Source organism: Natronomonas sp. EA1 (genome assembly GCF_051195035.1).
Lineage (GTDB): Archaea > Halobacteriota > Halobacteria > Halobacteriales > Haloarculaceae > JBNTJV01.
Genome location: NZ_JBNTJV010000001.1, coordinates 163,338 through 185,159 on the forward strand (window position 1 = coordinate 163,338; position 21,822 = coordinate 185,159).

17 protein-coding genes and 1 tRNA gene are annotated in these 21,822 nt (G+C 67.2%); 9 read left to right on the top strand and 9 right to left on the bottom strand.

The features are described from left to right. Positions 1-31 precede the first annotated feature (31 nt). Positions 32-1,456 carry a DASH family cryptochrome gene (locus ACQUQR_RS00925; RefSeq protein ID WP_435194013.1) on the top strand — a complete coding sequence of 475 codons (1,425 nt, stop codon included), beginning with the start codon at positions 32-34 and terminating at the stop codon, positions 1,454-1,456. Here the strand turns inward: ACQUQR_RS00925 and ACQUQR_RS00930 are convergent. The 5 genes from ACQUQR_RS00930 to ACQUQR_RS00950 form a co-directional block, all read right to left on the bottom strand. Next, positions 1,453-3,477, bottom strand: a complete 2,025-nt coding sequence (locus ACQUQR_RS00930) for an AMP-dependent synthetase/ligase (protein WP_435194014.1) — start codon at positions 3,475-3,477, stop codon at positions 1,453-1,455. The two genes, ACQUQR_RS00925 and ACQUQR_RS00930, sit on opposite strands and share 4 nt — an antisense overlap. Positions 3,478-3,601: 124 nt before the next feature. Further along, complete coding sequence (locus ACQUQR_RS00935) at positions 3,602-3,991, bottom strand: Hsp20/alpha crystallin family protein (protein ID WP_435194015.1); 390 nt, start codon at positions 3,989-3,991, stop codon at positions 3,602-3,604. Positions 3,992-4,284: 293 nt separating this feature from the next. Further along, positions 4,285-4,395 (bottom strand) — tRNA-Glu (locus tag ACQUQR_RS00940). A gap of 34 nt (positions 4,396-4,429) precedes the next feature. Further along, the gene (locus ACQUQR_RS00945) at positions 4,430-5,137 is read right to left on the bottom strand and encodes an NUMOD3 domain-containing DNA-binding protein (RefSeq protein WP_435194017.1); all 708 of its coding nucleotides are present in this window, start codon (positions 5,135-5,137) and stop codon (positions 4,430-4,432) included. 71 nt (positions 5,138-5,208) lie between these two features. After that, entirely contained in the window at positions 5,209-7,176 is a 1,968-nt protein-coding gene (locus ACQUQR_RS00950; RefSeq protein ID WP_435194019.1) for a 3-hydroxyacyl-CoA dehydrogenase NAD-binding domain-containing protein, read from the bottom strand. Positions 7,177-7,310: 134 nt separating this feature from the next. Here ACQUQR_RS00950 and ACQUQR_RS00955 point away from each other — a divergent pair, with 134 nt between their 5' ends. The 3 genes from ACQUQR_RS00955 (at position 7,311) to epsC (ending at position 10,850) form a co-directional block, all read left to right on the top strand. Further along, positions 7,311-8,465 (top strand): acyl-CoA dehydrogenase family protein, encoded by a 1,155-nt coding sequence (locus tag ACQUQR_RS00955; protein WP_435194020.1) that lies wholly within the window; start codon positions 7,311-7,313, stop codon positions 8,463-8,465. Between the two features lie 465 nt (positions 8,466-8,930). Beyond that, positions 8,931-10,085 carry an acyl-CoA dehydrogenase family protein gene (locus tag ACQUQR_RS00960; RefSeq protein ID WP_435194021.1) on the top strand — a complete coding sequence of 385 codons (1,155 nt, stop codon included), beginning with the start codon at positions 8,931-8,933 and terminating at the stop codon, positions 10,083-10,085. Between the two features lie 210 nt (positions 10,086-10,295). Further along, on the top strand, positions 10,296-10,850 hold the full coding sequence (gene epsC, locus ACQUQR_RS00965) for a serine O-acetyltransferase EpsC (RefSeq protein WP_435194023.1): 555 nt from the start codon (positions 10,296-10,298) through the stop codon (positions 10,848-10,850). On the opposite strand, the gene ACQUQR_RS00970 is transcribed toward epsC, so the two are convergent. Together ACQUQR_RS00970 and ACQUQR_RS00975 are read right to left on the bottom strand one after the other, a co-directional pair. Then, positions 10,847-11,422 carry a DNA-3-methyladenine glycosylase family protein gene (locus ACQUQR_RS00970; protein ID WP_435194025.1) on the bottom strand — a complete coding sequence of 192 codons (576 nt, stop codon included), beginning with the start codon at positions 11,420-11,422 and terminating at the stop codon, positions 10,847-10,849. The two genes, epsC and ACQUQR_RS00970, sit on opposite strands and share 4 nt — an antisense overlap. 255 nt (positions 11,423-11,677) lie before the next feature. Continuing rightward, positions 11,678-13,021, bottom strand: coding sequence for a RimK family alpha-L-glutamate ligase (locus tag ACQUQR_RS00975; protein WP_435194026.1), 1,344 nt, complete (start codon positions 13,019-13,021; stop codon positions 11,678-11,680). Positions 13,022-13,149: 128 nt separating this feature from the next. On the opposite strand from ACQUQR_RS00975, the gene ACQUQR_RS00980 reads away from it, so the two are divergent. Then, positions 13,150-14,169, top strand: coding sequence for a succinylglutamate desuccinylase/aspartoacylase family protein (locus tag ACQUQR_RS00980; protein ID WP_435194027.1), 1,020 nt, complete (start codon positions 13,150-13,152; stop codon positions 14,167-14,169). Here ACQUQR_RS00980 and hemA read toward each other — a convergent pair. Both hemA and ACQUQR_RS00990 read right to left on the bottom strand, forming a co-directional pair. Continuing rightward, positions 14,166-15,410, bottom strand: a complete 1,245-nt coding sequence (hemA, locus tag ACQUQR_RS00985) for a glutamyl-tRNA reductase (RefSeq protein WP_435194029.1) — start codon at positions 15,408-15,410, stop codon at positions 14,166-14,168. The genes ACQUQR_RS00980 and hemA overlap by 4 nt on opposite strands. Further along, positions 15,410-17,788: a DUF7405 family protein gene (locus ACQUQR_RS00990; RefSeq protein WP_435194030.1), complete on the bottom strand. Its 2,379-nt coding sequence runs from the start codon at positions 17,786-17,788 to the stop codon at positions 15,410-15,412. The genes hemA and ACQUQR_RS00990 overlap by 1 nt, the downstream gene beginning before the upstream one ends. Positions 17,789-18,133: 345 nt before the next feature. Between ACQUQR_RS00990 and ACQUQR_RS00995 the strand changes: the two genes are divergently transcribed. The 4 genes from ACQUQR_RS00995 to ACQUQR_RS01010 all read left to right on the top strand — a co-directional run bounded on the left by ACQUQR_RS00995 (position 18,134) and on the right by ACQUQR_RS01010 (position 21,802). Further along, positions 18,134-20,017, top strand: a complete 1,884-nt coding sequence (locus tag ACQUQR_RS00995) for a hypothetical protein (RefSeq protein WP_435194031.1) — start codon at positions 18,134-18,136, stop codon at positions 20,015-20,017. Positions 20,018-20,142: 125 nt separating this feature from the next. Beyond that, positions 20,143-20,535: a succinate dehydrogenase, cytochrome b556 subunit gene (gene sdhC, locus ACQUQR_RS01000; protein ID WP_435194032.1), complete on the top strand. Its 393-nt coding sequence runs from the start codon at positions 20,143-20,145 to the stop codon at positions 20,533-20,535. A gap of 1 nt (position 20,536) precedes the next feature. Further along, positions 20,537-20,902, top strand: a complete 366-nt coding sequence (locus ACQUQR_RS01005; protein WP_435194033.1) for a succinate dehydrogenase — start codon at positions 20,537-20,539, stop codon at positions 20,900-20,902. A gap of 3 nt (positions 20,903-20,905) precedes the next feature. Then, entirely contained in the window at positions 20,906-21,802 is an 897-nt protein-coding gene (locus tag ACQUQR_RS01010; protein ID WP_435194035.1) for a succinate dehydrogenase/fumarate reductase iron-sulfur subunit, read from the top strand. Positions 21,803-21,822 lie beyond the last annotated feature (20 nt).

Below are 21,822 nucleotides of genomic sequence, written 5' to 3' on the forward strand. Positions count from 1 at the left end.
TCGGCTTTCGGTCCCCGCACGAACGACAGGTATGGACATCGTCTGGTTCCGGCGTGACCTGCGGCTCCACGACAACGAGACGCTCGCCTCCGCGGTGGAACGCGGTGAGGTGCTCCCCGTCTACTGCGTCGACCCGCGGGAGTTCGCCGAAAGCGAGTACGCCGACCTGCCGAAGACCGGGCCGTATCGCGCCCGGTTCCTGCTCGACGCCGTGAACGACCTCCGGGCCTCGCTCCGCGCTCGCGGGGGTGACCTGCTCGTCCGGGAGGGGCCCCCCGAAGAACGCATCCCAGAACTCGCGGCCGAGTACGACGCCGATACGGTCCACTTCCAGACGATGCCCGCGACCGAGGAGCTCGAGGTCGAGAACGCGGTGAAAGCAGCCCTCCCCGAGGCGACCGACTACGAGCGCTACTGGACGCACACGCTGTATCACATCAACGACCTCCCGACGCCCGTCGACGAGATCGACGACACGTTCACGCCGTGGCGCAAGGAGGTGGAACGGAACGCGACGGTTCGCGATTCCGTGGCTACCCCGTCCGCTGTCTCCGTTCCCGACGCGGAGTTCGGGGAGGTTCCGTCGCTCGCGGCCCTCGGGTACGACGACCCCACGGTGGACGAGCGAGGGGTCCTCGACTTCCGCGGGGGCGAAACTCGGGGGCGTGAACGGCTCCACGAATGGATGTGGGAGGACGACAACCTGCGGAACTACAAGGCGACGCGGAACGGCCTCCTCGGGAACGACTACTCCTCGAAGTTCTCGCCGTGGCTCGCCCACGGCTGTCTCTCGCCGCGATACATCAAAAACGAGGTCAGCCGATACGAGGAGGAGCGCGTCTCCAACACGGACACCTACTGGCTCGTCTTCGAACTTCTCTGGAGAGACTTCTTCCAGTTCCAGTTCATCAAACACGGCGCGCAGTTCTTCTATCCGGGTGGGATTCGCGAGGTCGACGAAGTGTGGGCGCACGACGAGACCGCCTTCGAGCGGTGGGCCGCGGGCGAGACCGGGATCCCGTTCGTCGACGCGAACATGCGGGAGCTGAACGAGACTGGGTTCATGAGCAATCGCGGCCGACAGAACGTCGCCTCCTTCCTCACTGACGTGCTCGAAATCGACTGGCGGTGGGGGGCAGCGTACTTCGAATCGCGACTCGTCGACTACGACCCCTGCTCGAACTGGGGGAACTGGGCGTACCAGGCGGGGGTGGGCAACGACTCCCGGGACGGCTACTTCAACGTGCTCTCGCAGGCGGAGCGGTACGACGGCGACGCGGAGTACGTCACACACTGGCTCCCCGAACTGGCCGACCTCCCCGCGACGGTGGCCCACCGGCCGTGGCGGATGGGTCCGGAAGAACAGGCCCGCAGGGGTGTCGAGCTCGGCGTCGATTACCCGGAACCGATGGTCGACATCGAGAGACGGTACGAGGAACTGGCGAACGCCCGTTAGTCGTCCGCCGCGGCCGCCGGCGACTCGTAGATCTCCGTGACGTGGCCGTCGAACTCGTCGAGGATGTTCCGGCGCTTGAGCTTCATCGACGGGGTGAGCAGGTCGTTCTCCGGTGTCCACTCCACGGGGACGAGTCGGAACTCCTTGATCTGCTCGTGGTGTGAGAGCGTCTCGTTGACGCGGTCGACCTCCTCGGCGACCCACTCGCGGACCCGCTCGTCGCGGCAGACGGCGTCGGGGTCGTCCGGCAGGTCGTAGTCGGTGCGGTCGGCCCACCGACGCAGCGCCTCCATGTTCGGGACGAACAGCGCGGCGATGAACTTCCGGTTGTCACCGACGACCATCGCCTGCTCGATGCGCTCGCTCGTGGCGAACGCGTCCTCGATGGGACCTGGCGCGACGTTCTTCCCCGTGTCGAGGACGAGGATCTGCTTCAGGCGGTCGTGGTAGACGAGATAGCCGTCCTCGTCGCGCTCGATGATGTCGCCGGTGCGGAACCACCTTCCGCCGGACGAGTCCGGCGACTCCCCGTTCGCGTCGCCCGCGGGGACATCGGTGAACGCCTCCTCCGTGGCCTCCGGCCGGTTCCAGTAGCCCTGCGTGACGTTCGGGCCGCGGACGAGGAGTTCGCCGATCTCGCCGGTCGCCTTCTCGCGCTGCTCGGGCGAGACGACGCTCGGGTCGAGTTTCGTCTCCATATCGACGACCGGGGGACCGAGCGTCCCCGCCTTGGGGTTCTCCGGCGGGTTCGTGGAGGCGACGGGGGCCGTCTCCGTGAGACCGTACCCCTCGAGGATGGGGAGGCCCATCCCGTTGAACAGGTCGGCGAGGTCCTTCGAGAGCGAGCCGCCCCCGGAGATGAACATCTCTACGTTCCCGCCCATCTGCGCTTTCACTTTCCCGAACACCAGCCGGTCGGCGAGCCCGTGTTTCAGCCGGAGGCCGAACCCGGGGTTCTCCGTCGTCGCATACTGCTTGCCGACGCCGATGGCCCAGTTGAAGATCTTCTCCTTCACGGGGGACTCGCTCGCGCCCTCGCGCATGGAGTCGAAGATGCGCTCGTACACCCGGGGAACCGAGGTCGCGCTCGTCGGCCGCACGAGCGTGATATCCTCGCCGACGGTGTCCGACGACTCGGCGTAGGCGACGGTCGCCCCGGAGCCGAACATGACGAAGTGGCCCGCCGTCCGCTCGAAGACGTGGGCCAGCGGAAGGAACGACAGCGCCCGCGTGTGCGTGCCGAGCGAGGGGACGTCGGGGTCCTTGTCCGGGCGCGGGGCGAACCGCTTTCGCACCTGATTCACGTTCGCGCGGAAGTTCCCGTGGGTGAGCTGGACGCCCTTCGGCTTCCCCGTCGTGCCGGAGGTGTAGATGAGCGAGGCGAGGTCGTCGAGGTCACGCTCGTCGAGCCACCCCTCGTACGTCTCGAGGTCGAAGGCCTCGGCCCCGCGGTCGTGGAGCTCGGCCAGCGAGATGATGTCCTCCCGGTCCTCGTGGCCCTCGTACTCGTCGATGACGACGATGAACTCCAACTCGAGAGCGTCCTCGACGGCGAGCACGCGCTCGAGAAGCTCCCCGTTCTCGACGACGACACCGCCGGCGTCGGGGTCCGACAGCAGGTACTCCACCTGCGACTCGGAGGACTCGGTGTACACCGTCGTCACGACGGCCCCCGCCGCGAGCGCGCCGAGGTCGGCCTGTGCCCACTCCATCCGCGTATCGGCGTAGATGCCCACCCGGGCGCCCGCCTCGACGCCGAGCCCCCGGAACCCCGCCGCGAGGTTCCGGACGATCTCACGCATCGTCTCGTAGGTGAGTGCCGCGTACTCCCCGGGTGGGGCCTCCGGGAGGACACCCGGTGTGAGCGACCGATTGTAGATGCCGCCCTTGTACCACTGCGCCTCACGGTCGGCGTTGCGTTCCGCACTCGCCTCGAACATCCGCGGGATGGTGTCCTCTCCGATGACCTCGTCGGTATACTCCTGTTCCGCTCGGAACCAGTCTGCCTGCGTGTGTGCCATGGTGTCTAATCAATGATGACAACCAGGGCTAATTAATATGAACGTTGTTACACCGCCTCGCTGGTAGTGGGTTCTGGTCCGCCAGAAGAAACTGATGACTGGTTGACGGCCGTTCCTCTCGACGCTACTCGATGTCGATGCGGTGGCTCTCCTCGGTCACGTCCTCCTCGGTGGGGAGGGTGACTTCGAGGACGCCGTTGCGGTACGTCGCCGAGATCTCGTCCTCGAGGACGCTACCCGGGACGCTGATGGACTCGTGGACGTGCCGCGAGCGCATGCTGTTATCCTCGGCGACCTCGTGGGAGGCGTTGATGGAGAGGACCCCCTCGTCGAACCGGAGGTCGATCTCCTCCTTCTCGAAGCCGGGGAGGTCGGCGATGACGACGTAGCCTTCCTTCGTGGTCTCGAGGCGGAGGTTGTCGCTCCCGAACTCCTCGCCGCGTACACCCCACTCGGGGCGCGACCACATCGGGCGGCGCATCTGGCCGAACATGCGGTCCATCTCGTCGAACATGTCAAAGGGGTATCGCCGAATTGCCATTTCTGATCGAAATCCAGTATGGCGCTCTCAAATATTAAACCTCGCGGTAACTGTGCTAACTACTGGACAAGCAGGCTATTTGTCGATGTGTGGTTGGAAGAAACCGGACGCATATTCGGCGAACGCTGTCGCTCCCCGGAGTATTCTTCGTGAGAATGCTCGGTAGGGGATTTGAACCGGAGCCAGACGTGCTCGCGTTCGCTGCGCGCGACTGGCAGGGTTCAAATCCCCCACGCTCCGCTTTTCACTCACTACGTTCGTGAAAATGCTCGGTAGGGGATTTGAACCCCTGTCCTCGGCTGTCCTCCCGACGAGACACCAGGTCTCACTTTTCGGTCGAAAGGCCAAGATGATTGGCCGGACTACACCAACCGAGCGCATCTTGGTCTGGGAGACGGCCCATTATAAACGCTACCCTTCGTCCCTCCTCTGTGTCCCGTTCTCACCCCTCGGGTCCGCGATTCCTGACGAGAACCCAAGCTTCCCGTGGTCTGCTTTCGGATGGCAGCGCCGACAGAGAAGCACGAGGTTCGAAGGGTCGTGTGCGTCCGTAAGCGAGACGCCTGCCGTTTCTCGGAACACCCGAACAGGGATGATGTGATGGACTTCCAGCCGAACGGCGTCCCCGTCATGGCCACAGTGCTGACAGACTCCGTCGCGGTCTTGCACACGTTCACGGGCGAGCGCCCACCCAGGGCCGTACCGCTCGCTATACCCGCCGCGCCAGTTCGGATTTCGCTCACCGCGCGTCGCCTCACTCATCCGCTGGCGTGTCGATTCGCTCTTTGCCTGCCCTTCCAATGACTCGGAAATCTTGCGCCGCGTTTCCTCCTCGACTGTCCGCCCCCGCCGTGCGTCTGCTAGTCGTCCGCGCCACGTTTCGTCGAACTCCCGCCCCTCCAACGTCTCCGAGATTTTCGCTTTCACGTCCTCGTCGCGCTCCTGTCCGTACAGTCCGTGGTTCTCTCCCGCGACCTCTCGCGTCTCGATGCCATGACGACTCATCCACTTCCGAACTGTCGTCGGGGAGACGCCACACTCCTCGGCGATCTCGCGCTGTGTCTTCCCCTCGTCGTGGTACTGCTCGTGGAGCCACGACGCGTCACGGTACCGGACCACGGCCGGTCTGGTCCCGTCCTCTCGCAAAAACCTACGGCTCTCCGGCGCGAAAAATAGAAAATCGAGTTCGGTTATTTGCCCTGGAAATCGGGCTCACTATCCCCCATGAAGGCCGTGATGCCCTCCATGAGGTCGTCGGTGCCGAACAGGTGGCCGAACGCCTGGGCTTCGAGTTCGAGGCCGGCTTCGGTGTTCTCCCAGCCGCGGAGCATCGCGCGCTTCGTGAGCTTGCGGGAGACCGGCGGGCCGCCGGCGAGCTTCGCGGCGAGTTCGTGGGCGCGCTCCTCGAACTCGGCGGTGGGGACGACCTCGGTGAGGAAGTCGTAGTCGTACATCGTCTCGGCCTCGTAGCGCTCGGCGGTGAAGATGATCTCCTTCGCGCGGCCCATGCCGACGATGCGCTGGAGGCGCTGGGTTCCGCCCCAGCCCGGCAGGAGGCCGAGGTTGTGCTCGGGGAGGCCGAGCTCGGAGCGCTCGCTGGCGATACGGAGGTCGGCGCAGGCGGCGAGTTCGAGGCCGCCACCGAGCGCGAAGCCGTCGATTGCGGCGAGGACGGGGAGCGGGGACTCCTCGAAGCGGCCGAAGACCGACTGGCCCTTCTTCGAGAGCTCGATGGCCTCCAGCGGCTCGGCGGAGGAGGCCATGGACGTGACGTCCGCGCCCGCGGAGAACGCGCGGTCGCCCTTCCCGGTGATGAGGACGGCGCGGACCTCGTCGTCGGCCTCGAAGCGGTCGAGCGCGGCCTCGAGCTCGTCGAGCATGTCGAGGTTGATGGTGTTCATCCGGGCCTCACGCGAGAGGATGATGTGGCCAACCATGTCGCCGGGGTACTCGAGTTCGATGTTGGTGAACTGGACGTCGTCCTCGTCTTTCTCACCGTGGAAGCCACCGGATTCGGCGGCTGCGCGGAGGCCGTCGCTCACCTCGAAGCGGGGGTGGCCCGTCTCCTCGTGGCACTCCTCGAGGGTCTCGACGAGGCGGTCGAGGCCGATGTCGTCGGCCATCTTGGCGGGGCCGTCGGGGAAGCCCGCGCCGAGCATGACGGCCTCGTCGATGTCGGCCGGGTTCGACACGTCGTTGCCGACGAGGTTGCCGACCTCGTTCGCCATGATGGCGGCGAGCCGGAGCTTGATCTCCTCGGTGCCCGCGTCGGTCGGGATCTCGGCGCCGGGGCCGTCCTCGTAGTCGTAGAACCCCTCACCCGTCTTCTTCCCGTACTTCTCGGCCTCGACGGTCTCCTCGAGGAAGGGAGCCGGCTCGTACGCCTCGCCGAGCACGTCGTTCATGTACTCGAGGACGTGATAGGTGACGTCGTTCCCGACCTGATCTCCGAGTTCGAACGAGCCCATGGGGAGCCCCATGTCGAACTTCGTCGTGGAGTCGACCTCCGCGACGGTGGCGGTCCCCTCCGAGACGAGCCAGCAGGCCTCGTTCATCAGCGGAACCAGAATCCGGTTGACGATGAAGCCGGGCGAGTCCTTGTGGACGCGCACGGGCGTCTTGCCGAACGCCTCGGAGAGCTCCTCCGTGAGTTCGAGCGTCTCCTCGGCGGTGTGAGCGCCGGAGATGACCTCGACGAGCTGCATCCGCACCGGCGGGTTGAAGAAGTGCATCCCGCAGAACTGCTCGGGGCGCTCCGTGACCTCGGAGAGCTCCGTGATAGAGAGCGAGGAGGTGTTCGTCGCGATGATGGCGTGGTCGGGGGCGTACTGCTCGACCTCGCCGTAGACGTCCTTCTTGATCTCCATCTTCTCGGGGACGGCCTCGATGATGAAGTCGGCGTTCTCGACGGCATCCTCGACGGGGACGTACGCCGTCACCCGGTCGATGGCCGCCTCGGCCTCGCTCTCGGAGATCTGCTCCTTCTCCGCGAGCTTGTCGAGCGACCACTCGATCTGGTCGTACCCCTTCTGGACGAACTCCTCTTTGATGTCCCGAAGGTTCACCTGATACCCCGCGAGGGCGGCGACCTCCGCGATGCCGTGGCCCATGTTCCCCGCGCCAAGCACCGCGATGGTCTCGATGTCGTCGAACTCCATTGAACAGGAACACCGTCTCTGGCCGTCGTGTTTAACGTTTCTTTATCGCCGACCATGAACGAGAGTTTAAACGGAGAATCCGTTTCTTAAGGGTTGGAAATAGTTATCACGGTGCTCCCGACACGTGAACTATCATGGACTTCGAGCTCTCCGACGAGATCGAGCAGATCCGCAAGGAAGTCAGACGCTTCGCCGACGAGGAGGTCCGTCCGCACGCGACGGAGTTCGACGAGGAAGAGAAGTACCCCTACGACATCGTCCAGAAGGGCGCGGAGATGGGGCTGTGCGGCGCCTCCATCCCGATGGAGTACGGCGGTGCGGGCTACAACGCCATCGAGACGACGATCATCGCGGAGGAGCTGTTCGCCGCCGACCCCGGCATCGCCTTCTGTATCCTCGCCTCGTCGTTCGGCACGGAGGCCATCGAGGAGTTCGGCACCGAGGAACAGAAAGAGGAGTACCTCCCGCCCGTCGCCGCGGGTGAGGCCGTCTCGGGCGCGGCCATCTCGGAACCCGATACCGGCTCTGACGTGTCCTCCGTCTCGACGACCGCCGAACTCGACGGTGACGAGTGGGTGATTAATGGAAACAAGATGTGGATCTCGAACGGGACCGTCGGGGACTTCTTCGTCGTCCTCTGTAAGACGGATCCGGACGCCGACGGCCGGTACAACGGCTTCTCACAGATCATCGTCGAGTCGGACCGCGACGGCTTCGAGGCCGACAAGATCACCGGGAAGATGGGGATCCGGGCCTCCGACACCGCGGAGCTCATCTTCGACGACGTGCGCGTGCCCGAGGAGAACCTCGTCGGCACCCGCGGCATGGGGTTCTACCAGCAGATGCACTTCTTCGACGTGACGCGCACCGGGGTCGCCGCGCAGGCCGTCGGCATGGCGAAGGGGGCCTGCGAGCGCGCCCTCCAGTACGCGAAGGACCGCGAGCAGTTCGGCCGCCCCATCGGCGACTTCCAGGCGATTCAGCACAAGCTCGCCGACATGCACACCCGCACGGAGGCCGCGCGCCTCCTCACCTACAAGTCCGCGTGGTCCGTCGAGAACACCGACGAACAGCTCACCACCCTCGCCTCCATGGCCAAGGAGTACGCCTCCCGCGTCGCCGTGGACGTGACGAACGAGGCCGTCCAGATCCACGGTGGCGCTGGCTACGTCAACGACTTCGACGTGGAACGGCTCTACCGCGACGCGAAGATCACCCAGATCTACGAGGGCACCACGGAGATCCAGAAGAACATCATCGCGCGGGAGCTGTTGGGTAAAGGCTTCTAAAACCCCACCTTTTTTTGCGTCGGGTTTCCTCGGTCGCCTTCGGCGACCTGCGGGAACCACTCCTTGAAAAAGCTGGACCAAAAAGGTCGCAGGCTCACGCTGTTCGCCTGCGGTGAACCTCGCTCACTTCGCTCGCTCGGACATCACCGCACTGCCACCGCCCAGCGACTGCACCGCCACCGCAACGCCCAGCCACCGCACCGCACCAGCCCTTCCCCGACTCCTCCACGGTCGCGCGAACTGCGCTCCCGTGGAGTCCCGGCCGACCGCCTCCGCTCCGCACAGCCACCGCACAGCATCGCCCCCGCTCGCCCCCGCTCGTCCTCGCTCACACACCGTACATCTGGACCGAGAACTGTACGACCGCTTCCCGATTTCAGTTACCGTCGTAAACGTCGATGGTTCCTTTCAGAGCTGTTGGAAGAATCCTGTGGGTTTTTCTATCTCCACTCGTTGACTGTTTCTATGGACTTCAACCTCTCCGAGGAACAGGAGCAACTCAAGAAGGAGGTCTCACGGTTCGCCGAGAACGAGGTGCGGCCGAACGCCGAGGAGTACGACGTCGAGGAGAAGTACCCCCACGACATCGTGCAGGAGGCGGCCGATATGGGCCTGCTCGCGCCGCAGATTCCGCTGGATTACGGCGGTGCGGGCTACGAGACGCTCGATTTGGCCATCATCATCGAGGAGCTGTTCGCCGCGGACCCCGGTATCGGGCTGTGTCTCACCTCGACTGGCTTCGGAAGCGAGGCCATCATCGAGTTCGGCACCGAGGAGCAGAAGGAGGAGTACCTCCCCGACATCGCCAGCGGGGACGCCATCATGGGCGCGGCCATCTCGGAACCGGACACCGGGTCGGACGTCTCCTCAGTGTCCACGACCGCGGAGAAAGACGGCGACGAGTGGGTGATTAACGGCAACAAGATGTGGATCACCAACGGCTCCGTCGGTGACTTCTTCGTCGTCCTCTGCGAGACCGACCCCGACGCTGAGGGTCGGTACAACGGTTTCTCGCAGATTATCGTGGAGTCCGACCGCGACGGCTTCGAGGCCGACAAGATCACCGGGAAACTCGGCATCCGCGCGAGCGACACGGCCGAGCTGCTGTTCGACGACGTGCGTGTGCCCGAGGAGAACCTCGTCGGCACGCGCGGGATGGGCTTCTTCCAGCAGATGCAGTTCTTCGACGAGACTCGTACGGGGGTGGCCGCACAGGCCGTCGGCATCGCGAAGGGGGCCAACGAGCGCGCACTGGAGTACGCCAAACAGCGCGAGCAGTTCGGCAAGCCCATCGGCGACTTCCAGGCGATCCAGCACAAGCTCGCCGACATGCACACCCGCACGGAGGCGGCCCGGAACCTCACCTACAAGTCCGCGTGGTCGGTCGACCACGCCGAGGGCCAGCTGACGACGCTCGCCTCGATGGCGAAGGAGTTCGCCTCCCGCGTGGCCGTCGACGTCGCCAACGAGGCGGTCCAGATCCACGGTGGTGCTGGCTACGTCAACGACTTCGACGTGGAGCGGTTCTACCGCGACGCGAAGATCACCCAGATCTACGAGGGGACCACCGAGATTCAGAAGAACATCATCGCCCGCGAGCTGCTCGGGAAGGGGTTCTGACGGACGCTCACCACTCGCCGTCTCCGCGTTCCTCGCCCCGAACACCGACACCCTTTAGCCCCATCCGATGCCTATCTCTGATACCATGACGACCGCTCGTTCCGGTGGTCGCATCGTTCGTCAGCCTGCGCTGTCCGTGCGCTGGCGCTGTTGTTGTTGAGCCTTCTTCTGTCCGCTCGCTCGTTTCCGACTACGCGCTCTCTGTCACCAATGTTCACTCGTATCCGCGAAGACGTCCGCACCGCACTCGACCACGACCCCGCCGCCAAGTCGGCGCTGGAGGTCGCCCTGTTGTATCCGGGGCTCCACGCCGTCTGGGGCCACCGGGTCGCCAGCCGCGTCCACGCCGCCGGCTTCGGCTTTCTCGCCCGCTTCCTCTCGCAGCTCGTCCGGCTTCTCACGGGCGTCGAAATCCACCCCGGCGCGACCATCGGTCGCCGCGTGTTCATCGACCACGGCGCGGGGGTCGTCATCGGTGAGACGGCCGAGATCGGAGACGACGTGGTGATGTACCACGGCGTCACCCTCGGCGGGGCTGATTCGGAGCCCGTCAAACGCCACCCCACCATCGAATCGGGGGTCACGCTCGGCGCGAACGCCACGCTTATCGGCGCGATTACCGTGGGTGAAGCGGCGAACGTCGGAGCCGGTGCCGTGGTCGTGAAGGACATCCCGGCCGGCCGGACGGCCGTCGGGAACCCCGCGCGACTCGTGGACGAGGCGAACGCGGGGGAGCCGGACGACGTGGAACTCCGCGCGAACTAATCCACCGCGCGCCAGAGATAGCGGCTCGCGTATGACCGGTAGGGCCGCCAGCGCTCCGCGTGCTCGGTCATCCCCGCGCGGTCGTCCTCGTCGAACCCGTAGAGCTGGGCCATCCCCTTCCGAATCCCCAGGTCCTCGACGGGGAAGACGTCCTCACGTGCGAGGACGAAAATCAGGGCCATCTTCGCGGTCCAGGTCCCCACGCCTTTGATGTCGGTGAGCGCCTCGACCACCGCGTCGTCGTCCATCGCCGCGAGCGCGTCCCGCGAGAGCGTCCCGTCGTCGAACGCGCGGGCGATGTTCCGGACGTAGTCGATCTTCTGGCCCGAGAGGCCGGCCTCGCGGAGCACGGCGTCGTCGGCCGCGAGCAGCCCACGCGGCGTCACCTCGACGGTCTCGAACACCCGGTCGCGGATGGCAGCGGCTGACTGCGTGGAGAGCTGTTGGTTGATGACCGAGACGACGAGCCGCTCGAAGGGGTCGGTCGCAGGCTCCAGCTCGATGGGGCCGTGTTCCGCCACGACGGGGCCGAGTTCGGGGTCCTCGCCGAGCATCGCGTGTGGGTCGTCCATACCGACCCCAGGGGGTCGAACCCCAAAGCGGGGTCGGTCGACGGTGAAGAGGAGAGATTCGGGAGCGTGCTGTCCGAGCCGCGTGAGTCCCCGTGTCCGGGGGCGGCCGTCTCGGCCTACCGGGGCCAGTCACATAACTCCGCGACGAAGTATCGGGAAGAAACGCGGTGATACGGGTGGCCCCGCGGGGTCGCTTACTCTTCGTTCGCGTGCTGCCCGGATGGACGCGTCGTCACGTAAGCGCCCTCGTGGCGCTTACTCTTCGTTCGCGTCCTCGTCCGGCCGGTCGTCGTCCTTGTCGGCGCGGCGGGTCACGTCCACCTGGTAGTGTTTGAGGATGTCCCGACCGAGCAGCAGCGGGTAGTCCATGTGCGAGCGGTCCTCGATGCTCGCGGTGACGGTGTGCTGGGTGCCACCGATCCCGACGACGAGGTCGACGACGGGGCGCGAGCGCCCGGATTTGACCGAGCCGGATTTGATCTTCACGATGTCCTTGATGGGGCCGGTCCCGATCTCGGCGGCGAGCCGCGCGTCGATGCTGGTGCGGGTCGCGCCCGTGTCGGATTTCGCGAAGACGGTGCTCTGGCCACTCGTCCCCATGGCGATGACCTCCTCGATGTAGCCGATGGTGATGCGGTCGATGGTCCCCGTCTCCTTCTTCCGGGGGGCACACGCGGGCACGGAGTCGTCGAGCGTCGCGGAGAGCTCGTAGACGCGTTCCGCGTCCACCTCGCCGCCGGCGCGCTCGATGGCGAGCCGGGCGATATGCGGGGCGGGCGAGCGACCGCTCGCCTTGAACAGCCCCTTGAACCCCGCCGTGGGGTTCACTTCGAGGATGTAGTAGCCGTCCTCCCCCTCGACGATGTCGACGCCGGCGTAGTCGAGGCCGACCACGTCCGTCGCGCGCTTGGCCATCGTCTTCACCTCCTCGGTGAGCAGCTCCGACGCGTCCTCCACGTCGCCGCCGAGCGCGACGTTCGTCCGCCAGTCCCCCTCGGGAGCGTAGCGGTTCATCGCGCCGACGACCTTCTCGCCGACGACGTAGACGCGGAGGTCGGAGTGCCGCTTCTCGTCGTGGTCGATGAACTTCTGGAGGAACGCCTGCCGCGAGCCGACCATCGGGTTGACGGGGTCGTCGGCCGAGACCTTCCAGGTCCCGCCGCCGTGGGTGCCGATGGCGGTCTTGTAGACGACCTCCTCGCCGAACTTGTCGCGGTTGGCGTTGAGCCCCTCGCTGGAGAGTGCCATCAGCGCGTCCGGGACGGGGAGCCCGGCCTCGGCCATCGCGGTGCCGGAGGCGAACTTGTGCATCGCCGTCATCGTCTCTGTCGGGTGGTTCAACATTGGCCGCAGCCGGTCGAGCATCGTCGCCAGCCCGAGCGCCTCGGCGGGCTGTTCCTCCTTCGAGAGCAGCAGCCGGTTGACGATGATGTCCACGTCCGGTTCGAGGATCACCTCCCCATCACTGATCTCGACCGAGAGGGTCTCGGCGCGGAGCCACTCGGTATCGTACCCCAGATCGTCCACCGCGTTCAGGATTGCCTTCGTCTCCTTGGAGTTGTGGAGACTCAGCACCCCGACGGTGATATCCTCGCTCATACTTAGGAGTCTAACAGCCCGGAGAAAATACTGACGGAACGCCGGGCGAGATGTCGGCTATCCGAGGGACGACCGCCGGCTGTCGGTTTCGCCGCATGCTTTTATACTCCGGTGTCGTGTGTCCGGGCATGGCTGCCGGCGAGCCCTTCACCTATGATGGGGGGAAAGTCGATCCGGGTGAGACCCAGAACCTCCGGTATACGGTCTCCGAGACGTATCTCGGCGAGCCGATACGGATCCCCGTCACCATCATCAACGGGGAGCTCGCCGGCCCGACGCTGTTCTTGACTGCGGCGCTCCACGGGGACGAACTCAACGGCATCGAGGTGGTCCGCGAGGTGGCCCACGAGTGGGACCACGACGGACTCTGTGGCACGCTCGTCTGTCTGCCCGTCGTCAACGTCCCCGGCTTCATGGCCCAACAGCGCTACCTCCCTATCTACGACCGCGACCTGAACCGCTCGTTCCCGGGTCGGGATACCTCGACGAGCGCGAAACGCATCGCCCACCGCATCTTCCGGAACTTCATCGCGCCCTGCGATTTGGGGCTGGACTTCCACACCTCCACGCGCGGGCGAACGAACATGTTGCACGTCCGGGCCGACATGGACGACCCCGCCGTGGCCCGGCTCGCCAACGCGTTCGCGTCGAACGTCATCATCTCCTCGGAGGGTCCCTCGGGGTCGCTCCGCCGCGAGGCCAGCGACGAGGGCATCCCCTCCATCACCATCGAGATGGGGGAGGCCCACAAGTTCCAGCGCGGGCTCATCGACGAGGCGATGGAGGGCGTCGTCAGCGTGATGGCCGAGTACGGCATGCGCGAGGCCGATCTGGTCTCGTGGCCCGGCTGGCGGACGGTCATCGAGTCCTCCGACGAGAAGACGTGGCTCCGCGCGGACACCGGCGGGCTCGTCGAGATGCACCACGACCGCGGCTCGCTCGTCGAGGCCGGTGACGTGGTCTGTTCCATCACGAACCCGTTCAAGGAGGACGTAGACAGGGTTCGGGCCCCGTTCACGGGCCTGCTCGTCGGCGTTCTCGAGAACCCACTGGTGTATCCGGGCAACCCGATGTGTCATCTCGTCCAGCTCGACGAGCGGACGCGGCGGGCTATCGAGCAGGAGCAGGCCCGCCCGCACCAGACTTAGTCAGCGAGCACGTCCGCGAGCGCGTCGGCGACGCCGGCCTCGAGCTCGTCAGGGGCCTCCGCGTCGAGTTCGAACAGCGCCCGAGCGACCGCCAGCGTTTCCTCGTCACCCGCTCGGGCCGCGGTCCGGACCTGCCGGGTCGGGGCCGCGAGCAGTTCCGAGACGAGCGCGTCAGCGAACGCCGACAGCGTCGCCTCCTGCGTCGCGGTCAGCTCCAGCGCGGCGAGCGCGGTGTCGAGCGCGTCGCGTTTCGTCGTCTCCGCCCGGCGGTAGAGCGCCCCGAGCGTCGCGTCGGCCGCGAGCTCCCGGAGCTGCGTGTCGAGCCGGGCGCGCTCCTCGCGGACGATGGCCGCGGCGTCGGCGGCCGCGGCCTGCCGGCTCGCCCGGGTCTCCCGGGTCACCACGCGCAGGGAGTCCAGGTCGTGGAGGGTCACCCCGGCGAGGCTCCCCACGTCCGGAGCCACGTCGCGGGGCTGGGCGAGGTCGATGACGACCCGCGCTCTCTCGTCCGTGAGCATCCCCGCGTCGAGGATGGGCGTCGGGCTCCCGGTCGCCGTGACGACGAGGTCGACCGTGGGTAGGAGGGTCGCGACGCCGGCGAAATCCACCACCTCACCCCCGACGAGTGCGGCCAGCGTCTCGGCTCTGGCGCGGGTGCGATTGGCGACGTAGAGCCGGCCGACACCGGCATCGACGAGCGCCCGGCAGGCTCGCTCGCCGGTCTCGCCCGCGCCGATGACGAGGGCGGTGGCGTCGGCGAGCGAACAGCCCTCGCTGGCGAGTCGGACCGCGGCGCTCGCCAGCGAGGTGACCCCCTCGTTGATGCTCGTCTCGGAGCGGACGCGCTCGCCCACCCGGATGGCCTTCGTACAGACCGTATCGAGGACGGGACCGATCCCCCCCACTGCACGGGCGTCCGCGACGGCCCGCCGGAGCTGGCCGAGGATGCCGTCCTCACCGATGACGATGGAGTCGAGCCCCGCGGCCACGGCCAGGAGGTGGTCGAGGGCGTCGCCCTCGTCGAATCGCTCGCCGTCGATTCCCAGGGTATCGAGCAGCCGGTCGGGGCTGTCGGCGACGACGTAGGTCTCCGCGCGGGTGCAGGTCTGGAGGACGAACGCCTCCGTCGCGCCCGCATCGAGCAACTCGCGGACGAGGCTCCGGGTGGGGCGGTCGCTCGCGGCGGCGACGTCGTCACTGGTCCCCGTCCGGTGGCTCACGACGCGCGCCGCCAGCGCCATCAGTCCCCTCCGTCCCCGTCGGCCGCCGCCTCGTGCTCCGCGCCGACCTGCTGGAGGTCGTCGGTCTCCAGCCCGAGGTGGACCCAGTCGTCGATGGCCCGGCGGACGCTGGTCGTGTCGACGGTCCCGCTGTCGTCCACGTACGGGTGGGTGGCGCTCGTCCCGGCGGTGCCGTAGACCGGGAGCATGTCCGCGGTGTAGGCGAACAGCCGGACCGCGCTGTCGCCGTGCCGGAGGCCCGTCCCCTCCGTGGGGAAGGTGAGGACCAGGCCGTCCGCGGACGGCTCGATGCTCGTCGGGGCGACGCCGCGCCCTCTGTCCACCTCGTCGAGGCTCCCGAAGCGGATGCTCTCGGGGTCGAGCTGGTCGAGCGCCGCGCCGTCGATGCCCGAGAGGATGACCGGGATCTCGTCGGTGCGGACGAGGTCGATACCCGCGACGGCGACCGTGAACGTGGGAGTGAGCCCGCTCGCGGGCGGGAGCGCCCGAAGCGTGAGCGGCGGGAGGAGGTAGTTGCCTCGGCGCAGCGTCCGGACGTACTCGAGGATGCCGTTCTCCGCGATGCCGTCGAGGCGGTTCTCGGGCTCGACGTGGTCGATCTCCCCGTCGCGCGACTGGAAGCTGATGAAGCTCATCGCCTTCCGGGTGTCGATGAAGTCCTGGGAGTAGGGCTGGATCGAGACGAAGTGGAGCCCCGGGACGCCGCTGTCGATGGTGTCGAAGTCGCGCCGCTGGATGGTGGGCTTGTGGACGCCCTGCGGCTCACCGCCGATGCGGCGCAGCCCGAGGTCGACACGGGCGCGTGCGAGCTTCTGTGAGTGGCCGACGACCGTCGCGTGGTCGACGACCATCTGGGGTTCCAGCGGCAACGTCGAGTCGAGCCACTCCGTGATGCGGAGGACCGCGTCGATGTACCGCTCCTCGGAGAGCGCGACCCGGGCCTCGTGGATGGCGAGGTGGGCATCGGCGATGACGGCCGCGGCGGCCTCGAGCCCGAGTTGGCGGGCCGGGATCAACTCGAGCTGGCGGGCGGCGAGCAGCTCCTCCTCCATCAGGGGGACGGCCTCGGCCGCCTGCGCGAGGAGCCGTTCGGCCTCCTGGAGGAAGGTGTTCGCCTCCTCGACGGTGGGTGCGAGGATGGCTCGCCGGATGGCGAGATCCGCCTCGTGGAGGACGGTGATGCCGGCCTCGATGGTCTGCAACAGGGGTCGGAGGAGCACGTCCTGCATGTCGACCGGGGTGGCGTCGTCCTCGACGAGTCGCGCGAGGTCGACGGGCGCGTTCGGGTCACGGAACCGGAGGGTGGGCGTCCCCGAATCCTCGAGCCGGTCGCGGGCGAGGAAGCCGACCTCCGAGACGCGGTGGTGCGGCGAGAGCATCTCGTCGAGCTGGTTCTGGGGTTCGTCCTCCCACCAGTCGTGGAGGTCGAGCCGCAGGTGCGAGACGTGTGCCTGGGTCCCCTGCGCGAAGATGCCGGGTGGCATCGGGACGAACGTGTCGGGGCCGACCTGGAACTGGCCGTCCGCGTGGAGGCTCACCTCGTCGTCGGAGGGGAGGTTGTCCGGGAACCCGGAGTCGATCCCCATCGAGAGGACGGCGTCGTTCGGGATCTCCTTCGAGAACGTCGGCGTCGGCGGGAGTCCGGGGATCTCCTCGTGGAGGTCGACGGCGGGGAGCTCCTCGCGGGGGAGCCCCTCCCCGACGAAGCCGGTCCGGCGTCCGGGGTACTCGGCCGGCCGGTCGAACAGCCCGACGAGGGTGTCGTCGACGGGGACGCCGTCGAGGTCGGTCACGCCGCCCCACAGCGCCTCCTCGGCGAGCAGCAGGTTCGTCGCGTTGTCCGACGCGAGGTGGATACAGACCTCGTACTCGTCGGCCTCGGGCGACTCCCCGTCGACGGAGACCTCGTCGATGATGGATCGGGCGTCAGCCAGGTCGACCCCTGCGGGGAGCGTCGCCGCGAATCGCGTGAAGTACTCCGAGGAGTAGCCGACGGTGAACAGGAGCCCGTCGTTCGACCACTCGAACGCGCGTTCGAGCTGGCGCAGCGCCCCCTCCATCCGACGGCGGTCAGCCCCCGTCGGCTCACCGACGCCGAGGTAGTCCAGACACAGGAGGACGTGGTGACGTGGTGGCGTACCGACGCCAACCTCGTTCTTCTCGAGGAACGCACCCCACGCGTGCTGGCGGTTGTCGCGGTCCGGTGGGGTGAACGGGGCGGTCTGCAGCTGGAAGACGGGTGCCTGGAGTTCCTGGGCACGCGAGAGCGCGCGCACTCCCCCGAGGGCGACCATCGCCTTCATGAACTCGCGGCGTTGCACGGACGGCTCGTCCCCCTCGGACGTGTCGCGTGCTCGGTTCGCATAGGGACAGCTCATGATGGTCCCTCCTATCCCCCTGCAGGGTATGTACGGTGGGTGAAGAACCGCCCCGCTTGGCGGAGTGTCCCCCTGTTCTCACGCCACCCGTCACGGATCTGTCCCAGGCCGAATCCCAGTTGAACGCCCGTTCAGAGGCTCTGTGGGGGGTTCTGCCACTCGCGTGCGACCGGGACGGAGCGCCCCAGTCACCACCCGTTCGCACCGGACGGCGACGATTCTTCCCCGACCGGCGCGGTCCGCCCGCCGCCCTTCTTATCGCGCTGGCCGTTCCGTTCTCTCGGTCAATCATGTCGCCGACAGTGCCAGCCGTCAGCAGTCGAACGTCACGCTCTGAGGGGGGCGATGCGTGAACAGCGCGCAGTAGCGCTCGCGCTGCTGCTCGTCGTCAGCCTCTTTGCGACCCCGGTCGCCGCCAGCGGGGCGACCGTCACGCACGCCTGCGCGAGTCACGAACTCGTCGCGGCCGCCGAGAACGGCACGCTCCCGGCCGAGCCGGGGCTCTATCTCGTCGTCTGTGACGCGACGGGCGCCGCGGTCCCGTACGCCCCCGTCGTCGCCACGACCGCGGGGAACTACTCCGCCGCGGCCCGGCTGTTCCTCACGGACGAGACGGGCGTCGCCGTCCTCCCCGTCGCGACCGAGAACGTCTCGCTCGACCTCTTCGCGTACACGCCCACCGGCGCCCCCGCGAGTGCGAGCGACGCGGTCCAGCTCACGACGAACGGGACGGCCGTCGTCGGCCTCGCACTCGGCGAGGCGACCGGTTCGCCCGCGCTCACGGACCCGCTCGGTGCATATGTCCTCCCCGCGGACGCCGAGCCCGGTGAGCTCGTCTCCGTCCGCACGGTGGTCCTCGCGCCCGCCGCGGAGACCCGCATGGCCATCGCGGACCGCTACGACGGGGCCGAGGTCGACATCGGTCTCCACGCCGTCTCCGTCGGTGGCGGGAACGCCACCGTCGTCCTCGAGCTGGACGCCGCGGACGGCGTCGACGTCGCCATCGAGACCGTCGAGGGCGGCGCGGTCATCACGCTCCTCACGAACGTCACCGTCCCCACGGACGCGACGGTCGGGACCTCGGTCACCGTCGCCGGGGCGGTCAACACCACGGACGGGGACGGATCCATCCCCGCGGAATCGTTCCCCGTGGTCGCCCCGCCGGCCCCACCGACCCCGCAGGCTCCCGCGCCGACGCCGGAGCCGACTCCCAGTCCGGCACCCGCACCGTCACCGGCGCCCACTCCGAGCGCCGATCAGTCGACGGGGAGCAGGGGTGGCTCCGGTGGCTCCGCGAGCCGCGCACCCCCGACCCCCGAGCCCGCGCCGGTGGTCGTCGAGCCCGCCGCGGTCGTGACGCTCGCCGACGGTGCGGCGGTCGGGAACGTCTCGGACCTCGACGGCCCGCTCGTCGTCCCGGTCGGCTACGCGGTCGACGGGGTCGGCGTCGAGTCGGTGACCGTCGCCAGCGCGGACCCGGACTTCGCGTTCGACCTCCGCTTCGCCGACCGGCCCGACGCGGGGCTCGCCCCGCTTGCCGTCGGTGACGACGCACCCATCGCCTACCTCGTCGCGGGTCACTCCTCGACGGCGTTCGAGTCGGCCACGCTCACGCTCACGGTGGACGCCGCGCTCGTCGCGGACCCCGACACGGTGCGGTTCTACCGCCACGACGGCGAGTGGACCCCGCTCGCCGCGACGTTCGTCTACGAGAGCGACGGTCGGTACGTCTACGCCGTCGAGACGATTGCTCTCGGGAGCTTCGCGGTGTCGGCACCCAGCGAGCAGCCCTACACCCTCGCCGGTGTCGCCAAGCCCGCGCTGGACGACGCCGACGCGCACACGCTGTTCCTCTCTGTGGGCTACGAGGGGCGGGCCGCCGGCGTGCTCGACCTCGTGGTCACGGTGAACGGCGAGCCCGCGGCGACCCAGCAGGTCGAGCTGGTGCCCGGCGAGACGGAGACCGTCACGTTCACCGTCGAGACGGTCGACTCCGGCGTCTACGACATCGCGGTGAACGGTCGGCTGGTCGACTCCGTGGTCCGCGCGAGCGAGGCGCCCGACCAGCCCGCCGTCGCACCGACCCCCGAACCCATGGACAGCGGGACGCCCGCCGAGGACGTTCCCGCCGAGGGCGCCCCCGCGAGTGGCCCGGTTCCGACCGCGGCCGTGCTCGGTGGCGTGCTCGTCGCGCTCGCCGCGGGGGCGCTCCTCGTGTTGCGGCGCTGACCCGGGGGGTTTATTTCGGATTTGGGCGGCTTTCGCGCCCGGTCTTTTATAAAACGGTTTGGGTAGAGACCGCCAACCCGCTTGATGATAACTACTATACCCGGTGGGTCCAATCAGTCGGGTGCATGAGTCAATCGTACGACCGGGGTCTCGTCGAGGACTTCGGCCGGTGGCGGGAGTTCTCGGCCGGGATGTGGGCCTGGATCTTCCACAAGTTCACCGGATGGGTGCTCATCGGGTACCTGTTCACCCATATCGCGGTCCTCTCGACCGCGACGGTGGACGGGGCCACTTACACCCAGACGATCAGGCTGCTCGAAGGCCTGCTTATCGTCCGTATCCTCGAGGTCGGTCTGCTCGCAGTGGCCGTCTTCCATATCCTCAACGGACTTCGTCTGCTGTTCGTGGACCTCGGAATCGGGCTGGAATCACAGGACAAGAGCTTCTACGCGTCGCTGGTGCTGACCGGGGCCATCGTGGTCGCTAGCATCCCGACGTTCGTCGCGGGGGCCCTCTAACATGGCAGAACACTACTCTTCATTCGAACGGAAGGGGACGCGCTGGCTGCTCCAGCGGCTCACGGCGGCGTTCCTCGTCGGCGTGCTCGCGTTCCACTTCATGTTGCTTCACTTCGTGAACCACGCCGCCGAGGTCACGTTCGCCGGGACGCAGATGCGGATGCAGCAGCTCGGCTACCTGCTGACGATGATCCTGTTCGGCCTCACGGCCACGTTCCACGGGGTCAACGGCGTCTACAACGCCCTCGTCAATCAGGGGCTCGAGGGTACCCAGAAGACGGTCATCAAGTACGCACTTATCGTGGCGAGCATCGTGCTCTCCGCACAGATCGTCCGACTGGCACTCGTCATGGCGGGAATCATCTAACCTATGAGCACGCAAGTCACCGAGCAAGCCGAGACCGAAACGGAAGCACAGGAAGAGACGTCCGCGTTCCAGGAGGAGCGCGAGGCGAAGAAACGACAGAAGGCGATCGAACGGGCCGAGAAGGAGCGCGTCGAGAAGCGGCTCCGCGAGGCCGACGAGACGTTCGAGCTGAAGGTGTTCCGCTACGACCCCGAGGTCGAGGGGAAGATGGAGCCCCGCTTCGACACGTTCCGTGTCCCGTTCAAGAAGGGGATGACCGTCCTCGACTCGCTGATGTGGGCGCGCGACCACTACGACTCCTCGCTCACCTTCCGGCACTCATGCCGGCAGGCCATCTGCGGGTCGGACGCGCTGTTCGTCAACGGCAAACAGCGTCTGGGCTGCAAGACGCAGCTCACGGACCTCCACGACCAGGAGGGGCCGCCGGCCTCCGTCCGCGTCGAGCCGCTGCCGCACAACGAGGTCGTGAAGGACCTCGTCGTCGACATGCAGCACTTCTACGACCAGATGGAGTCCGTCGAGCCGTACTTCCAGACCAACGAGCTCCCGTCCGGTGACCTCGAGGAGCAGCGCCAGACGCGCGAGAACCGCGAGAAGGTGAAGATGTCCACCCGGTGTATCTGGTGTGGCGCCTGCATGTCCTCGTGTAACATCGCCGCCGGCGACAACCAGTATCTCGGCCCCGCGGCCATCAACAAGGCCTACCGCTTCGCGATGGACGAGCGCGAGGGCGAGGACATGAAGGAACACCGGCTGAACATCATCGAGCAGGAACACGGTGTCTGGCGGTGTCAGACCCAGTTCTCCTGTACGGAGGTCTGCCCGAAGGACATCCCGCTCACCGAACACATCCAGGAGCTCAAACGCGAGGCCGTCAAGAGCAACCTGAAGTTCTGGTAGAGTCACGCTCAAGTCAACAA